Genomic DNA, 24,015 nt, shown 5'->3' on the forward strand with positions numbered 1-24,015 from the left:
CACAACATGGCATACAAAAGGTTCCGGCATGTGGGAGAAGACAAGGTTACAATGGACTTTGCCTTCTTTGCTATAGCTTTTAATATCAAAAAGATGTGTACAAAACTACTAAAAGCAGGAAAGAGAAGGAGTGCACACACTATATTTATCTTTATCAGACCACGTGTGACTCAAAATACGACGAATATTAAGCCTTATTACCTAATTACTGAAAAAATAGTCGCATAGACAAAAAAAGAGGAATGACTATTTTATATTAAAAAAAAGAAGGGGATGTGCCTTAGTTTTGACACAGCCCCGATACTAACGACTTTTAGTCAGCCCCAACGAAGATACTATAGACTTCTTATGTTGTAAGTTATAATGGTATGGCCTTATGCTTATACCTTCTTTGTATAAAAAGAGAGACCGGTTGGCTTCCATGTGCCTTTGTCTCCATAGGCGTCCTTCTCTTCCGTGGTATAGGCAAAGTTTTTTCCATCCGATATTTCGTAGATACAGTTTAAGTCATCGCTCTCCTTTTCATAGACATACCCTATGATTGTTCCGTCTCCGTTCGGTGCCGGTTCTAATGTCAAACGGTGATTCTTTCCGTCGGAAGACAGGTAAAGCGGTACTGTACCCGGTTCGTGTCTGATAAATACGCTTCCTATCACGCCTTGACAGATATCGGCCTTTGCGGTTAACTCCTTATAAGAGGTATAGTAGCGGTGATAGTGCCCGTCACTTGCCTGAAAGATGGGAGCCGTTTGTTGTAAGGACAGTTGGTGCCTTTTGATATGGGCTATTACCGCTTCTTTTATTTGCTGTTTCTTTATGGGGTCGGCTATTACCTCATAGATGGGGATAAGGTCTTCACCGGTCAGAGTAGTTAAGGCGCGATTCTTTTCATTGGCAGATTGTATCCAGGGGCTGATATCCATCGGATCGCCTGTCAGCTGATCAAAGACTTTGTAATCAGCTCCTTGCAATGACACTACAATTGTTCCCCCATAGTTCTTTTTTACTGTTTCTTCGGGATAAGTGATGGAAACATTGGGATGCTTAATAATGCTGCTCTGATGTGCGCCCATCCCTGTATTTGCGGTTCTCAATAAGTTCTCTTCATCATCCGCTACGATGCTGCGATAGAGGGTTTTGCTTGTATAACCTAAATGAGTGTTCACCAATATATGAGTACCAAATAGTTCTATGATTGTTTCAGGTGACGCATCTTCCAGCTCTTGCCGGAAATCATCGGCCAGCCAGTTGGACCAATCCGCATTCAGAGTGAGTAATCTTTGAATCACTCCGTTAGCTCCTGAACTACCAAATGCAAATGTGTATTGGGATGAATAATCATAAGGTTTCTGAAAATAAGTATGACCGGTAATGGTAGCGGTGAACAGCAAATCATCTTTGTTTTCCGCCGGCACCACAAATTTCTTATATTCTGTGATTGACCGAAGAAACTCTTTCATATCACGACCAATGAAGCTGTCTCCTACCCCGCTCGAACCTACCAGATTGCTAATCTTTTCATTATCTATCTTGCTCAGATCGAGCACTGGTTCTTTTACCGAATTATTGTCTATGTAGCTGCCCATAATATCATATCCGGCACCCAGAAAAGGCTGTGTAAGTGACATGGAGGCTTCAGGCCAGCTATTACCTTGTGGTACGGCAGGGCTTATGTAACTGTCATTCGTTTCCTCCGGAGGAGTGTAAGGTAATTCTTCTTTGTCACTGCAACTTGCGAATACGGATGTGACGAAAGGTACCCATAGTAGTTTGAATAGTGTTTTTGTGCTCATATTTTTATCATTTAGTCGCGCTAAAGGTAGATAAAAGGAATGAGAAAATACGATTTGAACAGCACTATTATTTCAGAAACTCTTCTACCTTCTTATAAAACAAGGAAAGATGATGCCCGTCAATAAATCCGTGATGAATCGTCATCGCGATAGGCATCACCAGTTTGCCTTCCCTTATGATGGCTTTTCCGGCATTCAGCAACGGGTAGTTATTGCCGCTTCTCTTCTCCTGTGTGCCGGTGATGGAAGTAAAATACAGGTCGGGAGTCGCACTTAACAGAATCAGTCCGTAATCTCCGTCGGCTACTTCTCCGTTTTCTGCTGCATACGGATCACCGTCTTCGGGGATGGCGTCGATAATTAGCCTTGCTTCCTGATAGAAAGTGTCGAAATCGTTGTGGTAAGGGAAACGGGTGGTGAAGAACTTGCCGTTCTCTTTTATCTTGATGGGAGACAGCATATCTATGGTGTCATAGAGCACTACACGTCCGTCCGGATCGATGCGGTAACGAAACTCCGGTATTTCGTTGGCTGCACGCAGCACAGCATAAAGATAATGGAGAAAGAAAGACTGTCCGGCCGCTTTGGCACGTTGCCTGGCTCCTCCGCACTCTACTTCGGAGGTAATGGATAATTGGGGATTCTGGAAGTGGCGGAAGAAGTTGAAATTCTCCTTCCGCTCCCAGTTTTCTATATCTATGATTTGTTTCATTTCTTTGCTACCTTCTTCCGGTCATAGAAGAACATGAAGTAGAAACCGATGATGATGAAAGGAACGCTCAGCCATTGTCCCATGTTGAACATCATGTTGTCTTCGAATGCTTCCTGGTTCTGCTTCACGAATTCGATAAAGAAACGGAAGGTAAAGATATAAGCCAGACAGAGTCCGAAGAAGAATCCACGATGCAGTTTCTTGCTGTAATTCTTATAAAGATAGATCATGATGAAGAACAGGATCAGATAAGCTATCGCTTCATAGAGCTGTCCCGGATGGCGGGGGAGCATGTCTACCCGTTCGAATACGAACGCCCAGGGTACATTGGTCGGGTTACCGATAATTTCGGAGTTCATCAGATTCGCCAGACGGATGAAACAGGCAGTGATCGGAGTAGCGACGGCAATCATGTCCACCACATCCATATAATGAAGTTTCGTCTTGCGACAATACAGCCAAAGGGCGATCATCAATCCGAGCGTACCTCCGTGACTGGCAAGTCCTTCATAACCGGTGAATTTCCATCCGCCGCCTGCCAGGAACTTGATCGGCAGAAGCATTTCCACAAATCCCTTTCCGCTGGTCAGGTACTGTCCCGGATCGTAGAACAGGCAGTGCCCCAGACGTGCTCCAATCAGAATACCGAAGAAACAATAAAAGAAGAGGGGATCGAATTTCTTCTCGTCTATTTTTTTTGTCGCGAAACTGGTAATGGACAATGATGTAAGCAAAGAAGATTCCTACTGCCCACAATAATCCGTAGTAACGGATAGAAATGCCGAACAGGTTGAATAGTTCGGGATTCGGATTCCAGTTGATTGATAATAAAAGGGTATTCATGTTGGATAACGGTTTACGGTTTGTAATTAGTGTTTTGTGAATTTTTCGGCAACCATCCGGTAAGTTGGTATGTCGATACCTTGCTCCTCGGCTGCTGCAATCATGTCAAACAGCAAACCTTGTATTTCCGATTCATGTCCCCGTGCCAAGTCCTTTTGCATGGATGCGGTACTGTCGGGATCGAGTTTATCAATGACTTTCAAATTGTAGCTGACGGGGTCTTCGGGAAATTCCACTCCCAACTTACGTCCCAGTGCGGCACTCTCAGTAGAAAGGCCGATGAACGTATCACGTACTTTCCCCGCCTTCTGAACTTCACCCATCGATACATCATAGTAAGCACCAGTGACCGCCATTGCCGAGATGAACGACCATTTGACGAATGTATCTCGATTGATGTCCGGAGAAATCTCAGCTTTGATTCCACTTTCCTGAAGGTCTTTCTGAATAGCTTCCAAGATGGCGGGAGTCACCTGTGTCCCTTTGTGGGCACCATACACCAGACGGAAGATTTTCCCCATCTGGGTGATCTCTCCCGTGCCGGAAACAAAGCCTACGATGTAGATGCAACCATCGAGCACCGTTACACCCGGAACGAGACGCTGAATGCGTGGTCCTGTCCCGTAAACATTCAGGATAGGGATGACAACTGTCTTCTCATGCGATGCCCTTTTGATGAGTTCGGTAATCGAATCGACGGAATATCCTTTCACGCAGACGAAGATCACATCCGCTTTTCCTTTGAACTCTTCGGCCGTCGTAGCCTTAATCTGAAGCGTATGTTCACCCTTCAGATCCGATTTCAATTTCAGACCATTGGTTTGTATTGACTGCAAATGAGCTCCACGGGCAATACAAGTTACATCTTTTCCTGCAAGCGACAGAAAGCCTGCTATACTGCCGCCTACTCCACCGGTTCCTGCTATGAGATATTTCATGTCATTGATGCTTATGTGATAATTAATAAGTCGTTAGTGATTACCGATAATCACACATTGAAGCGGAAGTGCATGATGTCGCCGTCCTGCACCACATATTCTTTTCCTTCCACACCGAGTTTTCCGGCTTCCTTGACAGCCGCTTCGGAGCCGTACTGGATATAATCATCGTATTTGATTACTTCCGCACGGATAAATCCTTTCTCAAAATCGGTATGGATGACGCCTGCGCATTGCGGAGCTTTCCATCCTTTCTCGTAAGTCCATGCACGTACTTCTTGTACGCCGGCTGTGAAGTAGGTTTCGAGGTTCAGCAGTTTGTAAGCTGACTTGATAAGACGTGCGACGCCCGATTCTTCCAGCCCTACTTCGGCAAGGAACATCTGACGGTCTTCGTATGTTTCCAGTTCGGCGATGTCTGCTTCGGTCTTTGCAGCGACAATGAGTATCTGTGCGTTTTCATCTTTCACGGCTTCACGCACCATGTCTACGTATTTGTTGCCGTTTACCGCACTTGCTTCGTCTACGTTGCAGACGTACATCACGGGTTTGCTGGTCAACAGGAAGAGTTCGTGAGCGATCTTTTGTTCGTCTTTCGTTTCGAAAGTGACGGTGCGGGCGGATTTGCCTTGTTCCAGTGCATCCTTGTATTGAACGAGTACGTCATAAGCCTGCTTTGCAGCCTTGTCGCCACCGGTCTGAGCTTGTTTCTGTACTTTCTGGATGCGGCTTTCGATGGTTTCCAGGTCTTTCAGCTGAAGTTCGTAGTCGATGATCTCTTTGTCTCGGACGGGGTTTACGCTTCCGTCTACATGAGTCACGTTGTCATCGTCGAAGCAGCGGAGTACATGGATGATTGCGTCTGTTTCGCGGATATTGGCGAGGAATTTGTTTCCCAGCCCTTCGCCTTTGCTTGCACCTTTCACCAGTCCGGCGATGTCTACGATTTCTACAGTCGTGGGGACAATCCGTTGGGGATGTACCAGTTCTGCCAGTGCGTTCAGACGTTCGTCGGGAACGGTGATTACGCCTACATTCGGTTCGATTGTACAGAAGGGGAAGTTTGCCGCTTGCGCTTTTGCGTTTGACAAACAGTTGAAAAGTGTCGATTTACCTACGTTCGGAAGTCCGACAATACCACATTGCAATGCCATATTAATCTATTATTTCTTTTATTATCAATGAATCATATCATGTGAGCAGCGATTTGGCGCTAATCTCCCGATAAAAACAGTTTTGATTGCCAGCCTGCTCATTTTAGTTTGCAAAGATAATCATTTTTTGAGCTAATGAGGGAAACTTGGTGCACTTTCTGTCTTTTTCTGATAATTGTGCTGGCTGGAAAAAGGTTTTGAGCAAATTGACAAAATGAATTTTTAGTCTCCTTAGAATTCGTTTTTCCTGCCCGACGGCGGGAGTGGGGGAAAATATGCGAATGAAAATCTGTATTTCGTTCATAAATAGGGCGGTATCTGAATCTTTACAATACTAATAATTAGAAAGTAATGTCCATCTTGTCAAATATGAAGGCTTGATGCGTTGGATAAGGCTGACTGACACGTTGGATATATATGACCAACACGTTGGATAAGGTTAGCTGACATGTCAGACATTAATGTTCTGCAGGTTGGGTATTAATGTTCTGCATGTTAAGTAGCGACCCTTTTGCATAATCTTCCAATATAATCGAAAGGATATGCAGATAGTCTGCATATTGATACATTGTTTTATTGCTTTGAGAGCTGGCTGGCATTCTTCTGAAAATGTATCTGTCAGCAGAAACGTCAATATGCTTTCATACTGAAAGGCAGTTCCCTGTTTGCTTTGTTTATTGCGTTATTCGTTCTTATAGGAGTTACTTTAGTATTTGGCTTGATACTTCTTATAAAAGATCAGGAATAGGATGAAGCCGATCAGTGCGAACGGAACACCCGTCAGGGCGGGATAACGGTAGCCGCTGCTGACTGCCAGCCCTCCTGCGTAAGCTCCGATGGCATTTCCCAGATTGAACGCTACCTGTACACAGGCAGCTCCGAGCATTTCGCCTCCTTTGGCTACACGGATTATCAATATCTGTTCCGGACTGGATACGGCAAACAGTCCTGCGGTGCAGAGGCACATCAATAGCGCAGCCGCCCATTTGTAGGGAGAGAGGAAGAAGATAAGCAATAGCATCAGGCAGATCAGTGCTTGTGCGGCAGTTCCTACCTTTCCGGGAGTGTAACGGTCGGAGAGCCGCCCGCTGATCAGATTTCCCATGACCATACCGAATCCGGCAAGAATCATCAGCGGGGTGATACTTTCGGCAGAGAAACCGGAGACATGAGTGAGCATTGGATTGATATAGCTATACCAGCAGAATACACCGCCATTACCTAATGCCGTAGCACCCAGAATGAGCCAGGGAGCCGGAGTTTTGAGAAAGCGGAACTGTCCTTTGAAACCGGTATCTTTCAGCCCTTCTACCTGAGGAACCCAACGCCAGATGTAATACAGAATGACGATTCCCCAAAGTCCTACCAGCAGGAAGGTAGCCCGCCACGAAAGCATGGTGCTTAAAGAAGTTCCCAGCGGTACGCCGAACAGGTTGGCGATGGTCATTCCGGCTATCATGATGGAGACAGCCTCTGAACTTTTGCCTTTATCGGCAAGTCTTTCCGCAACGATAGAACCGACCCCGAAATAGGCTCCGTGAGGGAGTCCGGAGATGAAGCGGGAGATAAGCAGCATCCAGTAGTTAGGTGATAATGCCGCACAGATATTGCCTACCATAATCAGAGTGACTAATACCAGCAATATATGTTTTAATGGATATTTACGTGCTAATGTCAATACAGGGGCGCCGACACAAACGCCTAGTGCGTAGGCGGAAATGAAATGTCCGGCAGCAGGGATGCTAATCTTTAAATCTCTGGCTACATCGGGCAGTATACCCATCATCACGAACTCGGCGATACCCAATCCGAGGGTACCGAATGCCAATGCAATAAGACTTTTCTTCATACGAAACCTAACCTGATGCCTGTTACTTTTTACCTTCTTTATTTAGCGTATTTTTACGGGGTGCAAAGGTAAAACAAAATCTCTCAGAATGAGTTCGTCAGGAACGATTTTGATTTAAGTCAATTTATTGCTTCTTTATCCACTCAGTCATGTCTTTCAGGACTTCCGGATTTATTGTCTCTTCCAATTGTCCGTATTCGGCTAAAGTTCCTTTCTCACAAGTTTGAAACAGGTGGTTCAGTTTTGGATAGACTTTGATTGTCACATTCTTGTTTCCGTTCTCGCTGATGTGTTGCCTGATAGCAGTCAGATTCATATCGGCATCTACTTGAATGTCTTTTTCTCCGTTTAATGCTAAAACCGGGCACTTTATTTTTTTCAGACTTGCAGTCGGATCGTATCTCATAAAGTGGAGATACCACGGTGAAGTCATGGAGTTTATTTGGGCAGATAGTTGTTGTACGGTATTCAGGTCTTTCAACTGTTCGGCAGACATGGTTCTGGTAACATCAGCGTAAACTTCTTTTCTGATTTCATCCGCCGACTTGTCCGTTTGCTGTAATAAAGAGTATCTGTGGCGAACGGACGGTTTCATTGTCTGCCACACCGGATCGGGCATCCCTTGGGACTTGGAAATCAATTCAACTTGTTTAAGCATCAAGCTGTCACCTCGCACGGCAGCTCCTGCCAATGATATGATAAATGAAATGTTGGAGTCTTTGGCGGCAATATCAAATGCGATTGTTCCACCGCAGCTATGTCCGATAATGCCGATTTTCCGGGTATTAATTTCTTTTCTGCTGCGTAGATAGTTCAGCGCTGCTTCCGTATCTTTTGCGAAATCTTCGTTGGTAGCACTTGCATAATCTCCTTGCGAAGCGACTGTGCCACGATCATCGCATCTTAGTACGGCAATTCCGTTACGTGTCAGATAATCGGCGATAACAAGAAATGGTTTATGCCCCATAATTTCTTCATCTCTGTTTTGAGCACCACTTCCCGTAACCAATACTACAGCCGGAAATTTATTCCCTTTCTCCGGAAGGGTTAATGTGCCTGCCAGAGTGATTCCGTCCTGCGTATTTTTTACGCTGACTTCCTCGACCTTATAAGGAAAAGGCGGCTGAGGCTCCTGCGGGCGTTTAGGCCCGCTAAACTCTCCTTTCGTCAGATTCAATGGGAGGGGCATTCCTTGTGTGAATGTGCCGGTAATGGTTTGGTCGGCATTCAGTTTTCCTTTATAAGAGGCATGGATAATCGGTATCTGAACAGTCAGTGTAGAGTCTTGAAAAGAAGTTATTTTCGTTTTTATATCTTTGGTTCCCTGATCGGGGCTGTCAAGAGTTGTCACATAAGTCCCCTGTTCCGTATGTTTGATATGGAATACAATGGTTAACGAACCGGCAGGAAGGGAGAGTTTGCCATGCCATGTACCCGAAATGTCTTGTGCGGAAAGATGTGAAGGAACTGTCAGTTCGATTAAAAAGCCGATGAAAGCGATGAGCATGAAACAACGTTTTGAAGTTTTCATAGGAATGAAATTTGGGTTTATAAATGACATTTGCAGATCAGAGATGTAGCATTAAATGCCTTTCTTTGATGACAAAGATATGCTTTTATATTAGATAACTTCTTTTTTTGTGGATATATTCAGTGGCATGAACCGCCATTTTCATAAAGGAGCCATTTTTCCGGATATTCGCAATAATATTCCGTAGAAATAATGTCGGTTTCTGAAAGACTTTTATCTTTGCAGATATAATACATATGGCGCTATGAGAAAGATTATTTTGATTTTCGTGACAATTGTTCTTCCCTGTTTGCTTTGCGCAAGAAATGATGATAAGAGTACAGATATGCTGCTTCGTGAGATTGACGGAATTATCAGGAACCGTCAGACTTACGGTGCAGAAAAAGAAGCACGTATCTCCGATTTGAAGAAGTTGCTGTCCGAGGCTACCTCCGATGAGCAGCGTTATGGATTTTGCGGCAGGCTTTTCGACGAATATCGGGCTTATAATTTGGACTCTTCGTATGTATATGCACAGCGGAAGCAGGAACTGGCTTCTCATTTGAACAAACAGGATTATCTGGATGATGCCGCCATGAATATGGCAGAGGTGATGGGAACCACCGGAATGTACAAGGAAGCTCTGGAACAGTTGGGACAGATAGACAAGAAAACCCTGTCTGATTATCTCTATCCCTATTATTACCACTTGTATCGTACTATTTACGGGTTGATGGGAGATTATGCCGTCACCGAGAAGGAGAAAAAAGAGTATTACCGGATGACGGACCTGTATCGGGATTCCCTTTTACAGACTAATGCCTCCGACTCATTGGGCCATGTGCTGGTGATGGCCGACAAATGCACCGTACACGCCCAATATGACCAGGCAATAACCATGCTGACCGACTTCTACCGGAAACCCTCTCTGGACGATCATTCCAAGGCGATGATTACTTATACCTTATCAGAAGCCTATCGCCTCAAAGGAGACAAGAAAGGGCAGAAACACTTTCTGGCTCTCTCGGCCATCGCTGATTTAAAATCGGCAGTCAAAGAATATGTTTCCTTACGGAAACTCGCCTCTCTTGTATATGAAGACGGAGACATTGATCGTGCATACAACTATCTGAAATGCTCGCTCGAAGATGCTACGCTCTGCAATGCCCGCCTTCGTACCCTGGAAATCTCACAAGTCTTCCCCATCATCGATCAGGCTTACCAACTGAAAACCAAGCGGCAGCAACAGGAAATGAAGATATCTTTGATCTGTATCAGTCTGCTTTCAGTCTTTCTGCTGGTGGCTATATTCTTCGTTTACAAGCAGATGAAGAAAGTGGCTGCTGCCCGTCGGGAAGTGATTGACACGAATACGCTTCTGCAAGAGCTGAACGGTGAGCTTCATGACTCCAATTCGCAACTGAAAGAGATGAACCATACCCTTTCGGAAGCTAACTATATTAAAGAGGAATACATCGGCCGATACATGGACCAGTGTTCCACCTATTTGGATAAGATGGACTTATACCGTCGTTCTCTGAATAAGATTGCGGCTGCCGGCAGAGTAGAAGAGTTGTATAAAGCTATTAAATCCTCCCAATTCCTCGAAGAAGAGCTGAAAGACTTCTACGCAAACTTCGATATGACCTTCCTGCAACTCTTCCCCAACTTTGTGGAAGAATTTAATGCGTTGCTTGTCGAACCGATGCAGCCCAAGCAGGGTGAACTGCTGAATACCGAACTTCGTATCTTTGCCCTGATCCGTCTGGGGATTACGGATAGTACCAAGATCGCCCAGTTCCTCCGCTACTCTGTGACCACTATTTATAATTACCGGACACGTGTCCGCAACAAAGCACTCGGCGAACGGGATGAGTTTGAGGCTAAAGTAATGAAAATAGGGAAGGTGGAAGAGTAAGAAATCCACTACTTTTTTAGCACGGTTACTATTCTGTAATATTCTTATTATTAGTGTTTTATACTGTATTGTGCTGTATAAACCACTATATTTTTGCTATCTGGCAAAAGAAGCGCATTTAATTGTGGATACTTTTGTTTCAGTGAAAACAAAAAGTAATCCTAATATTAACTTTAAATTGATGTACATGGAACAGAGTATAAAGTCGAAAGGCTTTGAACATCGCCTCCTATTAATAATGTGGGGCTTGTTACTATCTCTTAGTGCATTCGCACAGCAGATTACAGTAAAAGGACATGTAGTGGACGCCACGGGCGAACCGGTGATCGGTGCCAGTGTGATAGAAGGCAAGTCCACGAACGGCACGATTACCGATATCGACGGTAACTTCTCATTAAATGTTTCTGCTAACAGCACATTGACCATTTCTTTTGTCGGCTATAAGACGCAGACTGTTTCGGTGAACGGAAAAACCGCACTGAAAGTAACCTTGCAGGAAGATACCGAAGTATTGGACGAAGTTGTTGTAGTAGGTTACGGAACGATGAAAAAGAGTGACCTGACCGGCGCCGTATCTTCCGTAGGAGTCAAAGATATCAAGGACTCTCCGGTAGCCAATATCGGTCAGGCAATGCAGGGAAAAGTATCCGGCGTGCAAATTATCGATGCCGGCAAACCGGGGGACAATGTAACCATTAAAATCCGTGGTCTGGGCACGATCAACAACAGCAACCCGCTGGTGGTGATCGACGGAATCCCTACCGACTTAGGCCTGTCTTCTCTGAATATGGCCGATGTGGAACGGGTAGACGTGCTGAAAGATGCTTCGGCAACTGCCATCTACGGTTCGCGCGGTGCCAACGGTGTAGTGATGATTACCAGTAAACGCGGTGCCGAAGGCGCCGGAAAGGTAACGGTCAATGCGAACTGGGCGATACAGAATGCAACTAAAGTGCCTGATATGCTGAATGCCGCCCAATATGCAGCATTGAGCAATGATATGCTCTCAAACAATGACGATAACACCAACCCTTACTGGGCAGACCCTTCTTCATTGGGAAAAGGAACCAACTGGCTCGACGAGATGCTGCGCACGGGAGTGAAGCAGAGTTATTCGGTTAGCTATTCCGGCGGTACGGAAAAGGCGCATTATTATGTATCCGGCGGTTTTCTCGATCAGTCCGGCATTGTGAAGAGTGTCAATTATCGCCGTTTCAATTTTCAGGCGAACAGTGACGCCCAAGTCAACAAATGGCTGAAATTCACCACCAACCTGACATTCAGCACAGATGTAAAAGAAGGAGGAACATACAGTATCGGTGATGCGATGAAAGCCCTTCCCACCCAACCGGTGAAGAATGACGACGGCAGTTGGAGCGGTCCCGGACAGGAGGCGCAATGGTACGGAAGTATCCGCAATCCGATCGGTACGCTTCACATGATGACTAACGAGACGAAAGGATATAACTTCCTCGCAAACATCACTGGAGAGATCACCTTCACTAAATGGCTGAAACTGAAAAGTACCTTCGGCTATGACGCCAAGTTCTGGTTTGCCGACAACTTTACTCCGGCATACGACTGGAAACCGAATCCGGTAGAAGAATCTTCCCGCTACAAAAGCGACAACAAATCATTCACCTACCTGTGGGACAACTACTTCGTATTCGATCATACTTTTGCAAAGAAGCACCGTGTAGGTGTGATGGCAGGTTCTTCCGCACAGTGGAACAACTACGACTATCTGAACGCACAGAAAAACATCTTCATGTTCGACAATATCCATGAGATGGACAACGGAGAAAAGATGTACAGCCTTGGCGGCAGCCAGAGCGACTGGGCACTGCTCTCACTGATGGCACGTCTCAACTACTCATACGAAGACAAATACCTGCTGACAGCTACCGTACGTCGTGACGGCTCTTCCCGCTTTGGTAAGAACAACCGATGGGGAACATTCCCTTCCGTATCTCTGGCTTGGCGTGTCTCTCAGGAAGACTGGTTCCCGAAAGATAACTCCCTGATGAACGATCTCAAACTGCGTGTCGGATACGGTGTGACCGGTAATCAGGAAATCGGTAACTACGGCTTTGTCGCTTCCTACAACACGGGTGTCTATCCTTTCGGAAACAATAACTCCACTGCTTTGGTATCTACCACTCTCTCCAATCCGAACATCCATTGGGAAGAAGTGCGCCAGGCCAACTTCGGAGTGGACATGAGCCTGTTCGATTCGCGTGTCAGCCTTTCACTGGATGCTTATATCAAGAATACGAACGATATGCTGGTGAAGGCTTCCATCCCCATCACTTCGGGCTTTGAAGATACTACCGAGACTTTCACCAATGCCGGCAAGATGCGCAACAAAGGAGTGGAAATGACATTGCGTACCATCAACCTGAAAGGCATCTTCTCCTGGGAATCCGCTTTAACGGCTACCTACAATAAAAATGAGATTCTGGACCTGAACAGCGAAACTCCGATGTTTATCAACCAGATAGGCAATTCATACGTGACCATGCTGAAAGCCGGTTACCCGATCAACGTTTTCTATGGATACGTTACCGACGGTCTTTTCCAGAACTGGGGAGAAGTCAACCGCCACGCCACCCAGCCGGGCGCAGCTCCGGGGGACATCCGCTTCAGAGACTTGAACAACGACGGAGTGATTAACGACGAAGACCGTACGATCCTTGGCAATCCGAATCCGAACTGGTTCTTCTCACTCTCCAACAACCTATCTTACAAAGGATGGGAACTCTCTGTTTTCCTGCAAGGAGTGGCAGGCAACAAGATTTATAATGCCAACAATGTGGACAACGAAGGAATGGCTGCCGCCTACAACCAGACCACAGCCGTACTGAACCGCTGGACAGGAGAAGGCACAAGCTACTCCATGCCGCGTGCCATCTGGGGCGACCCGAACCAGAACTGCCGCGTATCCGACCGATTTGTGGAAAACGGCTCGTATCTCCGTCTGAAAAATATCACCCTTTCGTATACACTGCCTAAAAAGTGGTTGCAAAAGATTCAACTGGAAAACGCCCGTATCTCCTTCTCTTGCGAGAATGTGGCGACTATCACCGGATATTCGGGCTTCGACCCCGAGGTGGATGTCAACGGTATAGACAGCAGCCGTTACCCTATCTCGCGTACATTCAGTATGGGCTTGAACTTTAACTTTTAAATCAGGAGGAAGAAAATGAAAAAGAAACTGACTTTTATAATGATACTTGTCGTACTTGCCTTGACATCGTGCAGTGATTTTCTGGATAAGTACCCCAAATACGGTGTGGACCCCGAATCGGAAGTGACCAATGAGATTGCCGTAGCACTGACTACTGCCTGCTATAAGACGTTGCAGTCGTCCAATATGTATAATCAGCGCCTGTGGAGCCTCGACATCCTTGCCGGCAACAGCGAGGTAGGCGCCGGGGGAGGAACCGACGGACTGGAAACTGTTCAGGCGGCTAACTTTATAGCGCAGAGCGACAACGGTTTTGCCCTGTACGTATGGCGTTCTCCGTGGGTAGGCATCGGACGTTGTAATATCGTGCTTTCCAATCTGCCTTCGGCTGCCATCTCCGATGAGATAAAAGACCGTTGCATGGGTGAGGCATATTTCCTGCGTGCTCATTACTACTATATCCTCGTCCGCCTTTATGGTGGCGTACCTTTGCGGTTACAGCCCTTTGAGCCGGGACAGTCGACGGATATTGCCCGCAATACGGTGGATGAGGTATATGCGCAGATTCTATCGGACTGTAAGAATGCGGTGGATATGCTTCCCCCAAAGAGCAGTTACGGAGAAAATGACAAGGGACGTGCCTGCAAAGAGGCGGCGATGGCTATGCTGGCAGATATTTACCTGACGCTGGCGCCCAATCATCGGGATTATTACAATGAAGTTGTTACGTTGTGCGACCAGATTACTGCGATGGGATATGATTTGTCTCAGTGCAAGTATGCCGATAATTTCGATGCTACGATCAATAACGGTGCGGAATCCCTTTTCGAAGTACAATACTCCGGCAGTACGGAATACGATTTCTGGGGAGGGGACAACCAGTCTTCCTGGCTGTCGACCTTCATGGGACCCCGCAACTCCGGTATGGTGGCAGGCGCTTACGGATGGAATCTGCCTACGGAAGAATTTATCAAAGAGTACGAAGCGGGCGATTTGCGCAAAGATGTGACCGTGTTATATCAAGGCTGTCCTGCTTTCGACGGCATGGAATACAGACGTTCATGGTCGGGTACAGGTTACAACGTCCGGAAGTTCCTTGTGTCGAAGACCGTTTCGCCGGAATATAATACCAACCCGAATAACTTCGTGGTATACCGTTATGCGGATGTCCTGTTGAAGAAGGCGGAAGCCCTGAACGAACTGGGACATCCCGACCAGGCTGCCGCACCTCTGAATATCGTCCGTCAGCGTGCCGGACTGGCGGATGTACCGACTACCTTGAATCAGGAAACAATGCGGGAAAAGATTATTCACGAACGTCGGATGGAACTTGCTTTTGAGGGACATCGCTGGTTTGATATGATTCGCATCAATAATGGTAACTATGCGATTGAGTTCCTGAAATCCATCGGCAAGAATCAGGTGACGAAGGAACGTCTGCTGCTGCCCATCCCGCAGACAGAGATGGACTCTAACAATCTGATGACTCAGAATCCCGGTTATTAATCGCTTTTACAATCATTCATTTAGACAGATCATATGATGAAGAAATATATATATCAGATGTTGTGCTCTCTTTTCATCGGCGGAGCGATGGTTTCCTGCGCCGAGGATTATATGGAGACGGACAAGGGACATGATACGCTAATTCTTTCGGTGAATCAGCAGGAGATCGTATTGAACGAAAAGAATCACAGTCAGGAGGCGTTAACGCTTTCATGGACTACGGGAACGAACTACGGAAGCGGGAACCGCATCTCTTATACACTGGAAATAGCCAAGGCGGGAACCGACTTCGCCCGTGCCTATTCCGTAGATTTAGGAACGGGAACTTATCAGTGGACGAAGAAAACGGAAGAACTCAATCAGTTTCTGAACACGCAGCTAGGCGTCGGCTATGCCGAAAAAGTATCGCTGGAAGCACGCATTACCGCTACTGTTGCCGGAATGGAAGAAAAGGAGCAGCGTGCCACAGTTGCGCTGGATGTGACTACTTATCAACCGGTTACTCCGACGCTTTACCTCATCGGAGAAGCTGCCCCTAACGGATGGAGCGCCGATCAAGCGACGCCTATGGAGCGCACGGACAACGGACAGTTTACGTGGACAGGAAAGCTGAATACCGGTGTATTCAAGTTTATAACGACATTGGGAGAATTTCTTCCGTCCTACAACCGGGATGCCGCTGCCGGAGAAGAACTACGGCTTATCTACCGCACATCGGGCGACGAACCGGACGAACCGTTTACAGTCAGCAAGGAAGCGACCTATATAGTCAAGGTAGACCTGCTCGACCTGACAATGACCATGACCGAAACGGAAAACATCGGATGGCGCTTTGAAGAATTCTATATTGTCGGCTCCTTTACCGGCGACAATGGCTGGGGATTCGAGGCACTGTCTAAAGATGCCGTTCAGATGAATCTGTTCCATTATGGTGCCGTGATTCCGTGGAAGGCGGACGGTGATTTTAAGTTTACTTCCGTGACGGACTTCGGTCAGTCGGATGCTTTCTTCCATCCCACCGAAGGGAACGCTCCGTATACTTCCACTTCAGTTGTATTGGGAGGTGAAGACAATAAATGGCAAATGAAGGAAAGCGAATGCGGCAAGGCCTATAAAGTGCTGTTCCTCACAGCCAAGGGAAAGGAAAAGATGCTGATGCGTCCGTTTACCCCTACGAAGGACTGTATCTGGTAGGCGATGCCACTCCGAACGGATGGAGCATCGACAACGCCACCCCGATGGCTAAAAGTGTCGACAGCCCTTACATCTTTACCTGGAGCGGTACACTGAATACAGGGGAGATGAAGATCTCCTGCGACAAGCAGTCCGACTGGAACGGAGACTGGCTGATGGCGGACAAGAGCGGAAAGGCACCGACCGGTGAAGTGGAGACAGCCTTATTTACCAGTAAAACGGATGCGGAACTGAAGAATATGTATCCGGATACAGACCTCGGCAGTCTGGACAATAAATGGAATATTCAGGAAGCTGGCTCGTATCGGATTACGATTGACCAGTTGAAAGAAACGATTTCGATTGTAAAACAATAAACAAGTATTCAAGATGAAGAAGATAATATATTTGGTGGCTGCCTTCCTGTGTCTGTCTTGCAGCGACGATCATGAATCGAACCCACAGAACGGAGGAGCGTCGGGCAGTGTGACCGAAGTAACTCCGGTGACATCGGACTTATGTGTGGAACTGACAACTGACAAGGCTTTTTATAAACCGAACGAGACAGTGACTTTCACTGCCGCCGATGCCTTGCCTGCCGGAACAAAGGTCCGCTATCGCCTTTCGGGAGAAATAGTCGGAGAAGAACCGGTCAGCGGTACGAACTGGACATGGAAGGCTCCTTCCACCGATTTCAAAGGATACATGGCAGAACTTTACCGGCAGGAAAACGGTACGGACGTCATCGTCGGTACGATTGCGGTAGATGTATCCAGCCATCCGGCACGGTTCCCCCGATATGGCTTCGTGGCAGATTTCGACGGAGACAAGACAGAAGAGAAAACACTGGAAGAGATGGCTTATCTGAACCGCCATCACATCAACTGGGTACAGTTTCAGGACTGGCACAATAAACATCATTGGCCGCTGGGCGGCACACGCACGCAGTTGGACGAGGAATATCTCGACATTGCGAACCGCCCTGTCCATACAAGCTCTGTGAAGAATTATATCAAGGCACAACAACATTTTGGAATGAAGTCCATGTTCTATAATCTTTGTTTCGGGGCATTGAAGGATGCGGCTTCCGACGGGGTGAAAGAAGAATGGTATCTGTTTAAGGACGCTTCGCATACCACGAAAGACAGTCACGACCTGCCAAGCGGATGGAAGAGCAATATCTATCTGGTAGATCCTTCCGACAAGGAATGGCAGCAATATATGGCGGAACGGAATGACGACGTGTATGCGAACTTCGCCTTCGACGGCTATCAGATCGACCAGTTGGGCAAGCGGGGAACGCTTTACAACTACAACGGTACACCGGTCAACCTCCGCGAAGGATATGCTTCTTTTATCGAAGCCATGAAGCAGGCGCATCCCGACAAAAGTCTGGTGATGAATGCCGTAAGTCGCTACGGTGCCCGTCAGATCGGAGAAACCGGCAAAGTAGATTTCTTCTATAATGAGATGTGGGCGGATGAGGCGGACTTTACCCATCTGAAAGCCGTCCTGTATGAAAACGGAGTGTATGGCAATAATCAGCTGAATACGGTTTTCGCTGCCTACATGAACTATAATAAGGCAGATCATCGGGGAGAGTTCAATACAGCGGGCATCCTGCTGACGGATGCGGTGATGTTCGCTTTGGGTGGCTCGCATCTCGAACTGGGTGGTGACCATATGCTGTGCAAAGAATATTTCCCGAACGACAACCTGACGATGAGCGAGGAACTGAAAACGGCAATGGTTCACTACTACGACTTCCTCACGTCTTATCAGAACCTGCTCCGCGATGGCGGAACGGAGAACAGTATCACTATGAACTGTACCAACGGAGAAATGAAACTCAACGTATGGCCTCCAAAGTTGGGGTCGGTCACTACCTACGCCAAGCAGGTAGACGGCAAGCAAGTAGTGCATCTGCTTAACTTCTCGCAGGCGAACAGCCTTAGCTGGCGGGACGTGGACGGCACCATGCCCGAACCTGCCCTGATCACGAAAGCGGCCTTGCAGATGAACCTGCCCGCCAAAGTGAATAAATTGTGGGTGGCATCGCCGGACGTACACGGAGGAGCCTTGCAGGAACTGGCGTTTACGCAGGAGAACGGGGTAGTTTCCTTCACACTGCCTGCCTTGAAATACTGGACAATGATTGTAGCTGAATAAGGCAGTTGCAACGGAATAACTAAAAACGATAGGTATGAAGATTAGATATAAGTTTGGGGTGTGGATGTTGTGTCTGATGTTTCCGGCGTTGGTCTGGGCAGAAAACGCAAAAAGTATATGTACCTCTTTTACGCAGCAGGGACGTCAGGTGACTTTTCACCTGGCGGACAGTGCCGCGCTGCAACTGCAACTTTGCAGTCCTTCCGTGGTAAGAATCTGGTTCTCGCCGGACGGGAAGCTGCAACGGAGAAACGCTTCCTTTGCCGTGATCAATGAAGAACTGGAAGATGTGGGAACGGTTCATGTGGACGAACAGGCCGCCTGCTATGAGATATTTACCTCGAAGCTGCGCATACGGGTGAACAAGTCGCCGATGAGCATCCAGATATTCGACAAATATCAGAAACTCCTCTTCAGTGACTATGCCGATAAAGGACACGTAAGCGAAGGTACGAAGAAGGTGGAATATAAAACGCTTCGCCGTGACGAGCATTTCTTCGGGCTTGGGGAGAAGACCGGCAAGATGGACCGCAGAGGAGAATCTTACAAGATGTGGAACAGCGATAAACCTTGTTACAGTGTGGTGGAAGACCCTCTTTACAAGAGCATCCCTTTCTTTATGAGCAGTTACCGGTATGGTATTTTCCTTGATAATACGTATAAGACAGAATTTAAGTTCGGAACGGAAAGCCGTGATTATTACAGCTTCGAGGCGCCGGACGGGGAGATGATTTACTACTTCATCTTCGGCAAGGACTATAAGGAAATCCTGAGTCAGTATGTAGGACTGACGGGCAAACCTATCATGCCTCCGAAATGGGCATTGGGCTTTGCGCAATGCCGTGGCCTGCTGACAAGCGAGAAACTGAGCCGCGAAATAGCCGAAGGCTACCGGACACGCGGCATCCCCTGTGATATTATCTATCAGGACATCGGCTGGACGGAACATCTACAGGACTTCGAATGGCGGAAGGGCAACTACGGGCATCCGAAAAAGATGCTTGCCGACCTGAAAGCAATGGGATTCAAGGTAGTCGTATCGCAAGACCCGGTCATCTCGCAAGCCAACAAGAAGCAATGGGAGGAAGCGGACCGTCTGGGATATTTTGTCAAGGACAGCACGAACGGGAAGAGTTATGACATGCCGTGGCCTTGGGGCGGAAATTGTGGGGTAGTGGATTTTACCTTACCTGCCGTAGCCGACTGGTGGGGAACCTATCAGCAGAAACCCATTGACGATGGCATCTCCGGCTTCTGGACGGATATGGGAGAACCCGCATGGAGCAACGAAGAGCAGACCGAACGCCTTGTGATGAAACATCATCTGGGGATGCACGACGAAATCCATAATGTCTACGGACTGACTTGGGATAAAGTGGTCAAAGAGCAGTTCGAGAAACGGAATCCGAACCGTCGCGTCTTCCAGATGACCCGTGCCGCTTATGCGGGATTGCAGCGTTATACGTTCGGTTGGACGGGAGATTGCGGAAATGGAGACGATGTATTGCAGGGCTGGGGGCAACTGGCCAATCAGATTCCGGTGATTCTTTCCGCAGGGCTGGGAGTGATTCCGTTTACTACCTGTGACATTACGGGGTATTGCGGAGACATCGAAGACTATCCATCCATGGCGGAACTTTATACCCGATGGATACAGTTCGGTGCATTCAATCCTTTGAGCCGTATTCATCATGAGGGGGATAATCCGGTAGAACCGTGGCTCTTCGGTCCGGAAGCGGAAAAGAACGCGAAGGAGGCCATCGAACTGAAATATCGTTTATTGCCTTATATCTATACGTATGCCCGCGAAGCTCATGATACGGGATTGCCCATCATGCGTCCTCTCTTTTTGGAATATCCGATGGATATGGAAACGTTCTCTACCGATGGCCAGTTCTTGTTCGGACAAGAGCTGCTGGTAGCTCCGGTGGTGAAGAAGGGGGCACGTACGAAGAATGTCTATCTGCCCGAAGGCACTTGGATTGACTACAACAATAAACAAACAGTCTATACCGGAGAACAGTGGACTACCGTGGAAGCTCCCTTGTCGTGCATCCCGATGTTTGTAAAGCAGGGTTCCATCATCCCCACTATGCCGGTGATGAACTACACGCATGAGAAACCGGTCTATCCGCTGATCTTTGAAGTATTTCCGGCACCAAAAGGAGAGGAGGCCTCGTTCACTTTGTACGAAGATGAGGGAGAAGACCTCGGCTATCAACGGGATGAGTTTGCCAAAACTCCCGTTCGCTTCCGGACGGAGGAGGGTGGTTATCTTCTTTCGGTTGGTGCCCGTGAAGGAAAAGGGTATGCAGTGCCCGCTCCCCGAAACTTTATTTTCCGTATGTATCTGAAGACGGCTCCCAAAGGAGTTACCGTGCAAGGTAAGAAAGTAAAGAAGGTGAAGCCGGAACGTCTGGAAGAGAATCCGGACGATGACACTGAAAGTATGGTGTGGAGTTGGGATAAGGCGACCGGTATTTGCAGCCTTCGTATGCCGGACCGAGGGGAAGAAAGTCGGATTTCCCTGCGTTTATGACTTGAACTCAATGCCTACATAAAGATATAAATTTGAAAAATTGCTGTCATCTGTCACTAAACCTGTGACAATAGTCTGATAATTAAATCATAAGACCGTGACAGCAACCTGTGACAGTAGCGTGACGGAAAGATTTGCCGTCACGCTGTCATTCATTTCAGCTATTAATAAGCCGAGTTTGTTTTAAGGTATGAAACTACAGTTCCCATTGCTTGAAACTTTGGTTCCCATTACTTGAAACTATAGTTTCATACGCTTGGAACTTTTGGTTTCAAGCCTTTGGAACTACAGTTTCTCACTGATGAAACTCTAGTTTCAAGCAGTGAAACTAATTAAGAAATCAATTGATGAACTCGTAATCTGTCAGTTGATATCTTTTCTGCTTGTATTCTTTTGTTCTTTTAAGTTTTACCTTTCCTTTTGCGGCTTCCAGCGTTACTTCGTTGAATTGTCCTTTTTGGAAATCGTAACTTATACCGTCATCTTCGAGAAGGAGGAACGTTGCCGAAGGAGCGCCGTATACTTTGCAATGCAGATCGAATACGGTTTGAGCATCTACATAGGGGACAGGTGCGGCCAATGGCAATAACGTTCCCTGGCGGACGTAGAGTGGCAACTGATCTAATTCCGTCGTAATCTCATATTCACGGTTGCCTTCATATTTCTCATTGGTATTGAAGTTGTACCATGTTCCTTCGGGGAAGTAGACCGTTCTCGTTTTCTTGTTCTGGTATAAAGGGGCAGCCATCAATCCGTCTCCCATCATATACTGGTCACTGATAGTGCGCAAACGTTCATCTTTGGGATAATCCATCAATAACGGACGGAAAGGAGGTACACCTTCTTTATAATATGTATAAAAAGCACTGTACAGATAAGGAATCAGCTGCATACGCAGATTAATCAGTGTGCGGGCATATTCTTCATACCTCTTTGCTTCCGGCAGGAACTCGCCACGTTCGTTCTTTCCACGGTCGAATTGCAGCCACGGAGCGTATTGCAGATACCATGCATTGACCATAGCCTGCGGAGAAAGAATCACCGTTTGCAGACGATGGAAGAAATCTTCGGCAGAATGTGCCTCACGCACTTCAGGACACCACAACAGTCCTCCGAATGCCGAGTTGCAAAGTGCCTGAATGTACTCTTTGGGATCGTATGTATCACTATAAAGTACGGCGTTGCGTGAAGACATGAACATACCGGACGACCGGTAATCCTGATAGGTGCGGGTATTCTTTTCACGATAGATACTGTCCATCGCATTCACATAAAGGGAACCGAATACCTGGTGCATCTTTTCTCCGTCGATGCCCGAAGGGAACTGTGCCATATCCGGGAAGCACCATGTGGCGGAAGCAAAGGATATGTTCGAGTTGTCACATTCGTCCAGTTTGAAGCCGGAGATGCCTTCTTCTATCAGTGTGCGGTGGTAATCGGTAAATATTTTGTGTGCTTCCGGCTGGATGAAGTCCGGTACCAGTCCGTTCCATACAAGGAAATCGCCTGAGTAAGGTTCCAGCGCCTTCCGGATAGGGGAAGAAGGATGAACATACGCATGTTCCCACAGGTTTACTTTGTATCCTTTCTGCTGCAACTGGTCCAGCATTTCTTTGTGCCTTGGAAAACGGTCGTCGCTCCAGCGATAAGAACAGGAGTAAGTGGCCGTCTGCCATCCCGGTTCGAGTCCCAGTACGTCGCACGGAATCTGTTTCTCGCGGAAATAGTTGGCAAAACGCATGACGGAGTCTTGCGTCGCATCTCCTTTGACACGGTATTTGAATCCGAGTCCCCACATCGGAGGAAGACATCCGCCGCCGGAGAGGAGGTTGTATCTCTTGACTACATCCAGCACTTCCGGTCCGGTGATGATAAATACCTCAATGCCTTTGGCGCCGGGTACGTCGATATGGACTTTATTTCCGTTGCTTCTGTTCTTATACAAGTCTTCTGTGGTGGTAGCAATGTGTTTTCTTTCTTCCGCTTGCAGTTGACGACTATGCTCGGTTTTCTGATTGGAGCCGCATAGGAAAGTGGTATACCGTGCCGTGTTGACCAGAATACCGTACCCTTTGGTAGAGACGTAGAATGTCTGCGGAGCATGTGTATATCCGAGTCCGTTCAGTGGATTGTCGTTTACTATCGGGCGCTTGCGCAGGCCACGCTGACCGAAAGTTTCGAATTGAAGTCCGAAACCGTATATTTGTTCGTTGTCCTCCAGAGGGACTTCGATCAGACAGCCACGGTCGGTTATCTTTATTTGCACTTCGTCGGGGCTGAAGGGCGGCTTTGCAGTCGGGAGTTGTTTCATTGCTTCTACGGCAGGTTTCCCGCCGAATAAGGAATAAGGGGTAAAAGTGTCAATTTCTCCCGCTTGCAGCTTGATGATTCCCGGAGCAATTTCTTCTTGAGCGGATGCTTGCCCGGCAAACAGGAGACCTACTGTGGATAGAAAAAGGTTGAGTAATAGTTTTCTCATTATAGTTTATTTTATCATGGTTATATTAAAATAGACTTCTGAAATGCGATTTTCCACTAAAATGCAATAAAAGAATATTGCAAATATAGGAATAAAACAGATGCGGTATCAAGTATTAATACCTGAGAAGTCAGATAAAGTGACCTGTCACGACATATATTAATGTTTGTGACGGGAGATATTAATATCTTCTTTTTTTGACCGTGATTCTAAAAATAAGGTTTTATATTTGTCCTTGTTTAAGA

Annotated in this window: 13 protein-coding genes and 2 pseudogenes; 7 read left to right on the forward strand and 8 right to left on the reverse strand. The window is 47.0% G+C overall.

The window, feature by feature from the left end; genetic code table 11:
• The coding region (locus tag HMPREF9007_RS12400) for a transposase (RefSeq protein ID WP_277754669.1) at positions 1-228 on the forward strand (228 nt) is incomplete at its 5' end.
• A 152-nt stretch (positions 229-380) separates the two neighbouring features.
• Here HMPREF9007_RS12400 and HMPREF9007_RS12395 read toward each other — a convergent pair.
• From HMPREF9007_RS12395 to HMPREF9007_RS12365, 7 genes and pseudogenes are all read right to left on the reverse strand, one after another.
• Complete coding sequence (locus tag HMPREF9007_RS12395) at positions 381-1,793, reverse strand: hypothetical protein (protein WP_008761688.1); 1,413 nt, start codon at positions 1,791-1,793, stop codon at positions 381-383.
• Between the two features lie 67 nt (positions 1,794-1,860).
• Positions 1,861-2,505: a chloramphenicol acetyltransferase gene (locus HMPREF9007_RS12390; protein WP_008761689.1), complete on the reverse strand. Its 645-nt coding sequence runs from the start codon at positions 2,503-2,505 to the stop codon at positions 1,861-1,863.
• A pseudogene (lgt, locus tag HMPREF9007_RS12385) lies at positions 2,502-3,348 on the reverse strand (prolipoprotein diacylglyceryl transferase). Before lgt ends, HMPREF9007_RS12390 begins: the two are co-directional and overlap by 4 nt.
• Before the next feature lie 26 nt (positions 3,349-3,374).
• The gene (locus HMPREF9007_RS12380; protein ID WP_008761690.1) at positions 3,375-4,286 is read right to left on the reverse strand and encodes a ketopantoate reductase family protein; all 912 of its coding nucleotides are present in this window, start codon (positions 4,284-4,286) and stop codon (positions 3,375-3,377) included.
• Positions 4,287-4,336: 50 nt separating this feature from the next.
• The gene (ychF, locus tag HMPREF9007_RS12375; protein ID WP_008761691.1) at positions 4,337-5,440 is read right to left on the reverse strand and encodes a redox-regulated ATPase YchF; all 1,104 of its coding nucleotides are present in this window, start codon (positions 5,438-5,440) and stop codon (positions 4,337-4,339) included.
• Between the two features lie 706 nt (positions 5,441-6,146).
• Positions 6,147-7,289 carry an MFS transporter AraJ gene (gene araJ / locus HMPREF9007_RS12370; protein ID WP_008761692.1) on the reverse strand — a complete coding sequence of 381 codons (1,143 nt, stop codon included), beginning with the start codon at positions 7,287-7,289 and terminating at the stop codon, positions 6,147-6,149.
• 124 nt (positions 7,290-7,413) lie between these two features.
• The gene (locus tag HMPREF9007_RS12365) at positions 7,414-8,820 is read right to left on the reverse strand and encodes an alpha/beta fold hydrolase (RefSeq protein WP_032850402.1); all 1,407 of its coding nucleotides are present in this window, start codon (positions 8,818-8,820) and stop codon (positions 7,414-7,416) included.
• Positions 8,821-9,064: 244 nt separating this feature from the next.
• Between HMPREF9007_RS12365 and HMPREF9007_RS12360 the strand changes: the two genes are divergently transcribed.
• The 6 genes and pseudogenes from HMPREF9007_RS12360 (at position 9,065) to HMPREF9007_RS12335 (ending at position 21,291) form a co-directional block, all read left to right on the forward strand.
• Positions 9,065-10,717, forward strand: a complete 1,653-nt coding sequence (locus HMPREF9007_RS12360; protein ID WP_008761694.1) for a DUF6377 domain-containing protein — start codon at positions 9,065-9,067, stop codon at positions 10,715-10,717.
• Between the two features lie 187 nt (positions 10,718-10,904).
• Positions 10,905-13,904: a TonB-dependent receptor gene (locus HMPREF9007_RS12355; protein WP_128567854.1), complete on the forward strand. Its 3,000-nt coding sequence runs from the start codon at positions 10,905-10,907 to the stop codon at positions 13,902-13,904.
• A 15-nt stretch (positions 13,905-13,919) separates the two neighbouring features.
• Positions 13,920-15,410 (forward strand): RagB/SusD family nutrient uptake outer membrane protein, encoded by a 1,491-nt coding sequence (locus HMPREF9007_RS12350; protein ID WP_008761696.1) that lies wholly within the window; start codon positions 13,920-13,922, stop codon positions 15,408-15,410.
• Between the two features lie 36 nt (positions 15,411-15,446).
• Positions 15,447-16,960: pseudogene (locus tag HMPREF9007_RS12345) on the forward strand (SusF/SusE family outer membrane protein).
• Positions 16,961-16,973: 13 nt separating this feature from the next.
• Entirely contained in the window at positions 16,974-18,752 is a 1,779-nt protein-coding gene (locus HMPREF9007_RS12340; RefSeq protein WP_008761697.1) for a glycoside hydrolase family 66 protein, read from the forward strand.
• A gap of 34 nt (positions 18,753-18,786) precedes the next feature.
• Positions 18,787-21,291: a TIM-barrel domain-containing protein gene (locus HMPREF9007_RS12335; protein WP_008761698.1), complete on the forward strand. Its 2,505-nt coding sequence runs from the start codon at positions 18,787-18,789 to the stop codon at positions 21,289-21,291.
• 340 nt (positions 21,292-21,631) lie between these two features.
• Here HMPREF9007_RS12335 and HMPREF9007_RS12330 read toward each other — a convergent pair whose 3' ends face one another.
• Positions 21,632-23,770, reverse strand: a complete 2,139-nt coding sequence (locus tag HMPREF9007_RS12330; RefSeq protein ID WP_008761699.1) for a TIM-barrel domain-containing protein — start codon at positions 23,768-23,770, stop codon at positions 21,632-21,634.
• Positions 23,771-24,015: the final 245 nt, after the last annotated feature.

Source organism: Bacteroides sp. 1_1_14 (genome assembly GCF_000162515.1).
Classification (GTDB): Bacteria; Bacteroidota; Bacteroidia; order Bacteroidales; family Bacteroidaceae; genus Bacteroides; species Bacteroides thetaiotaomicron.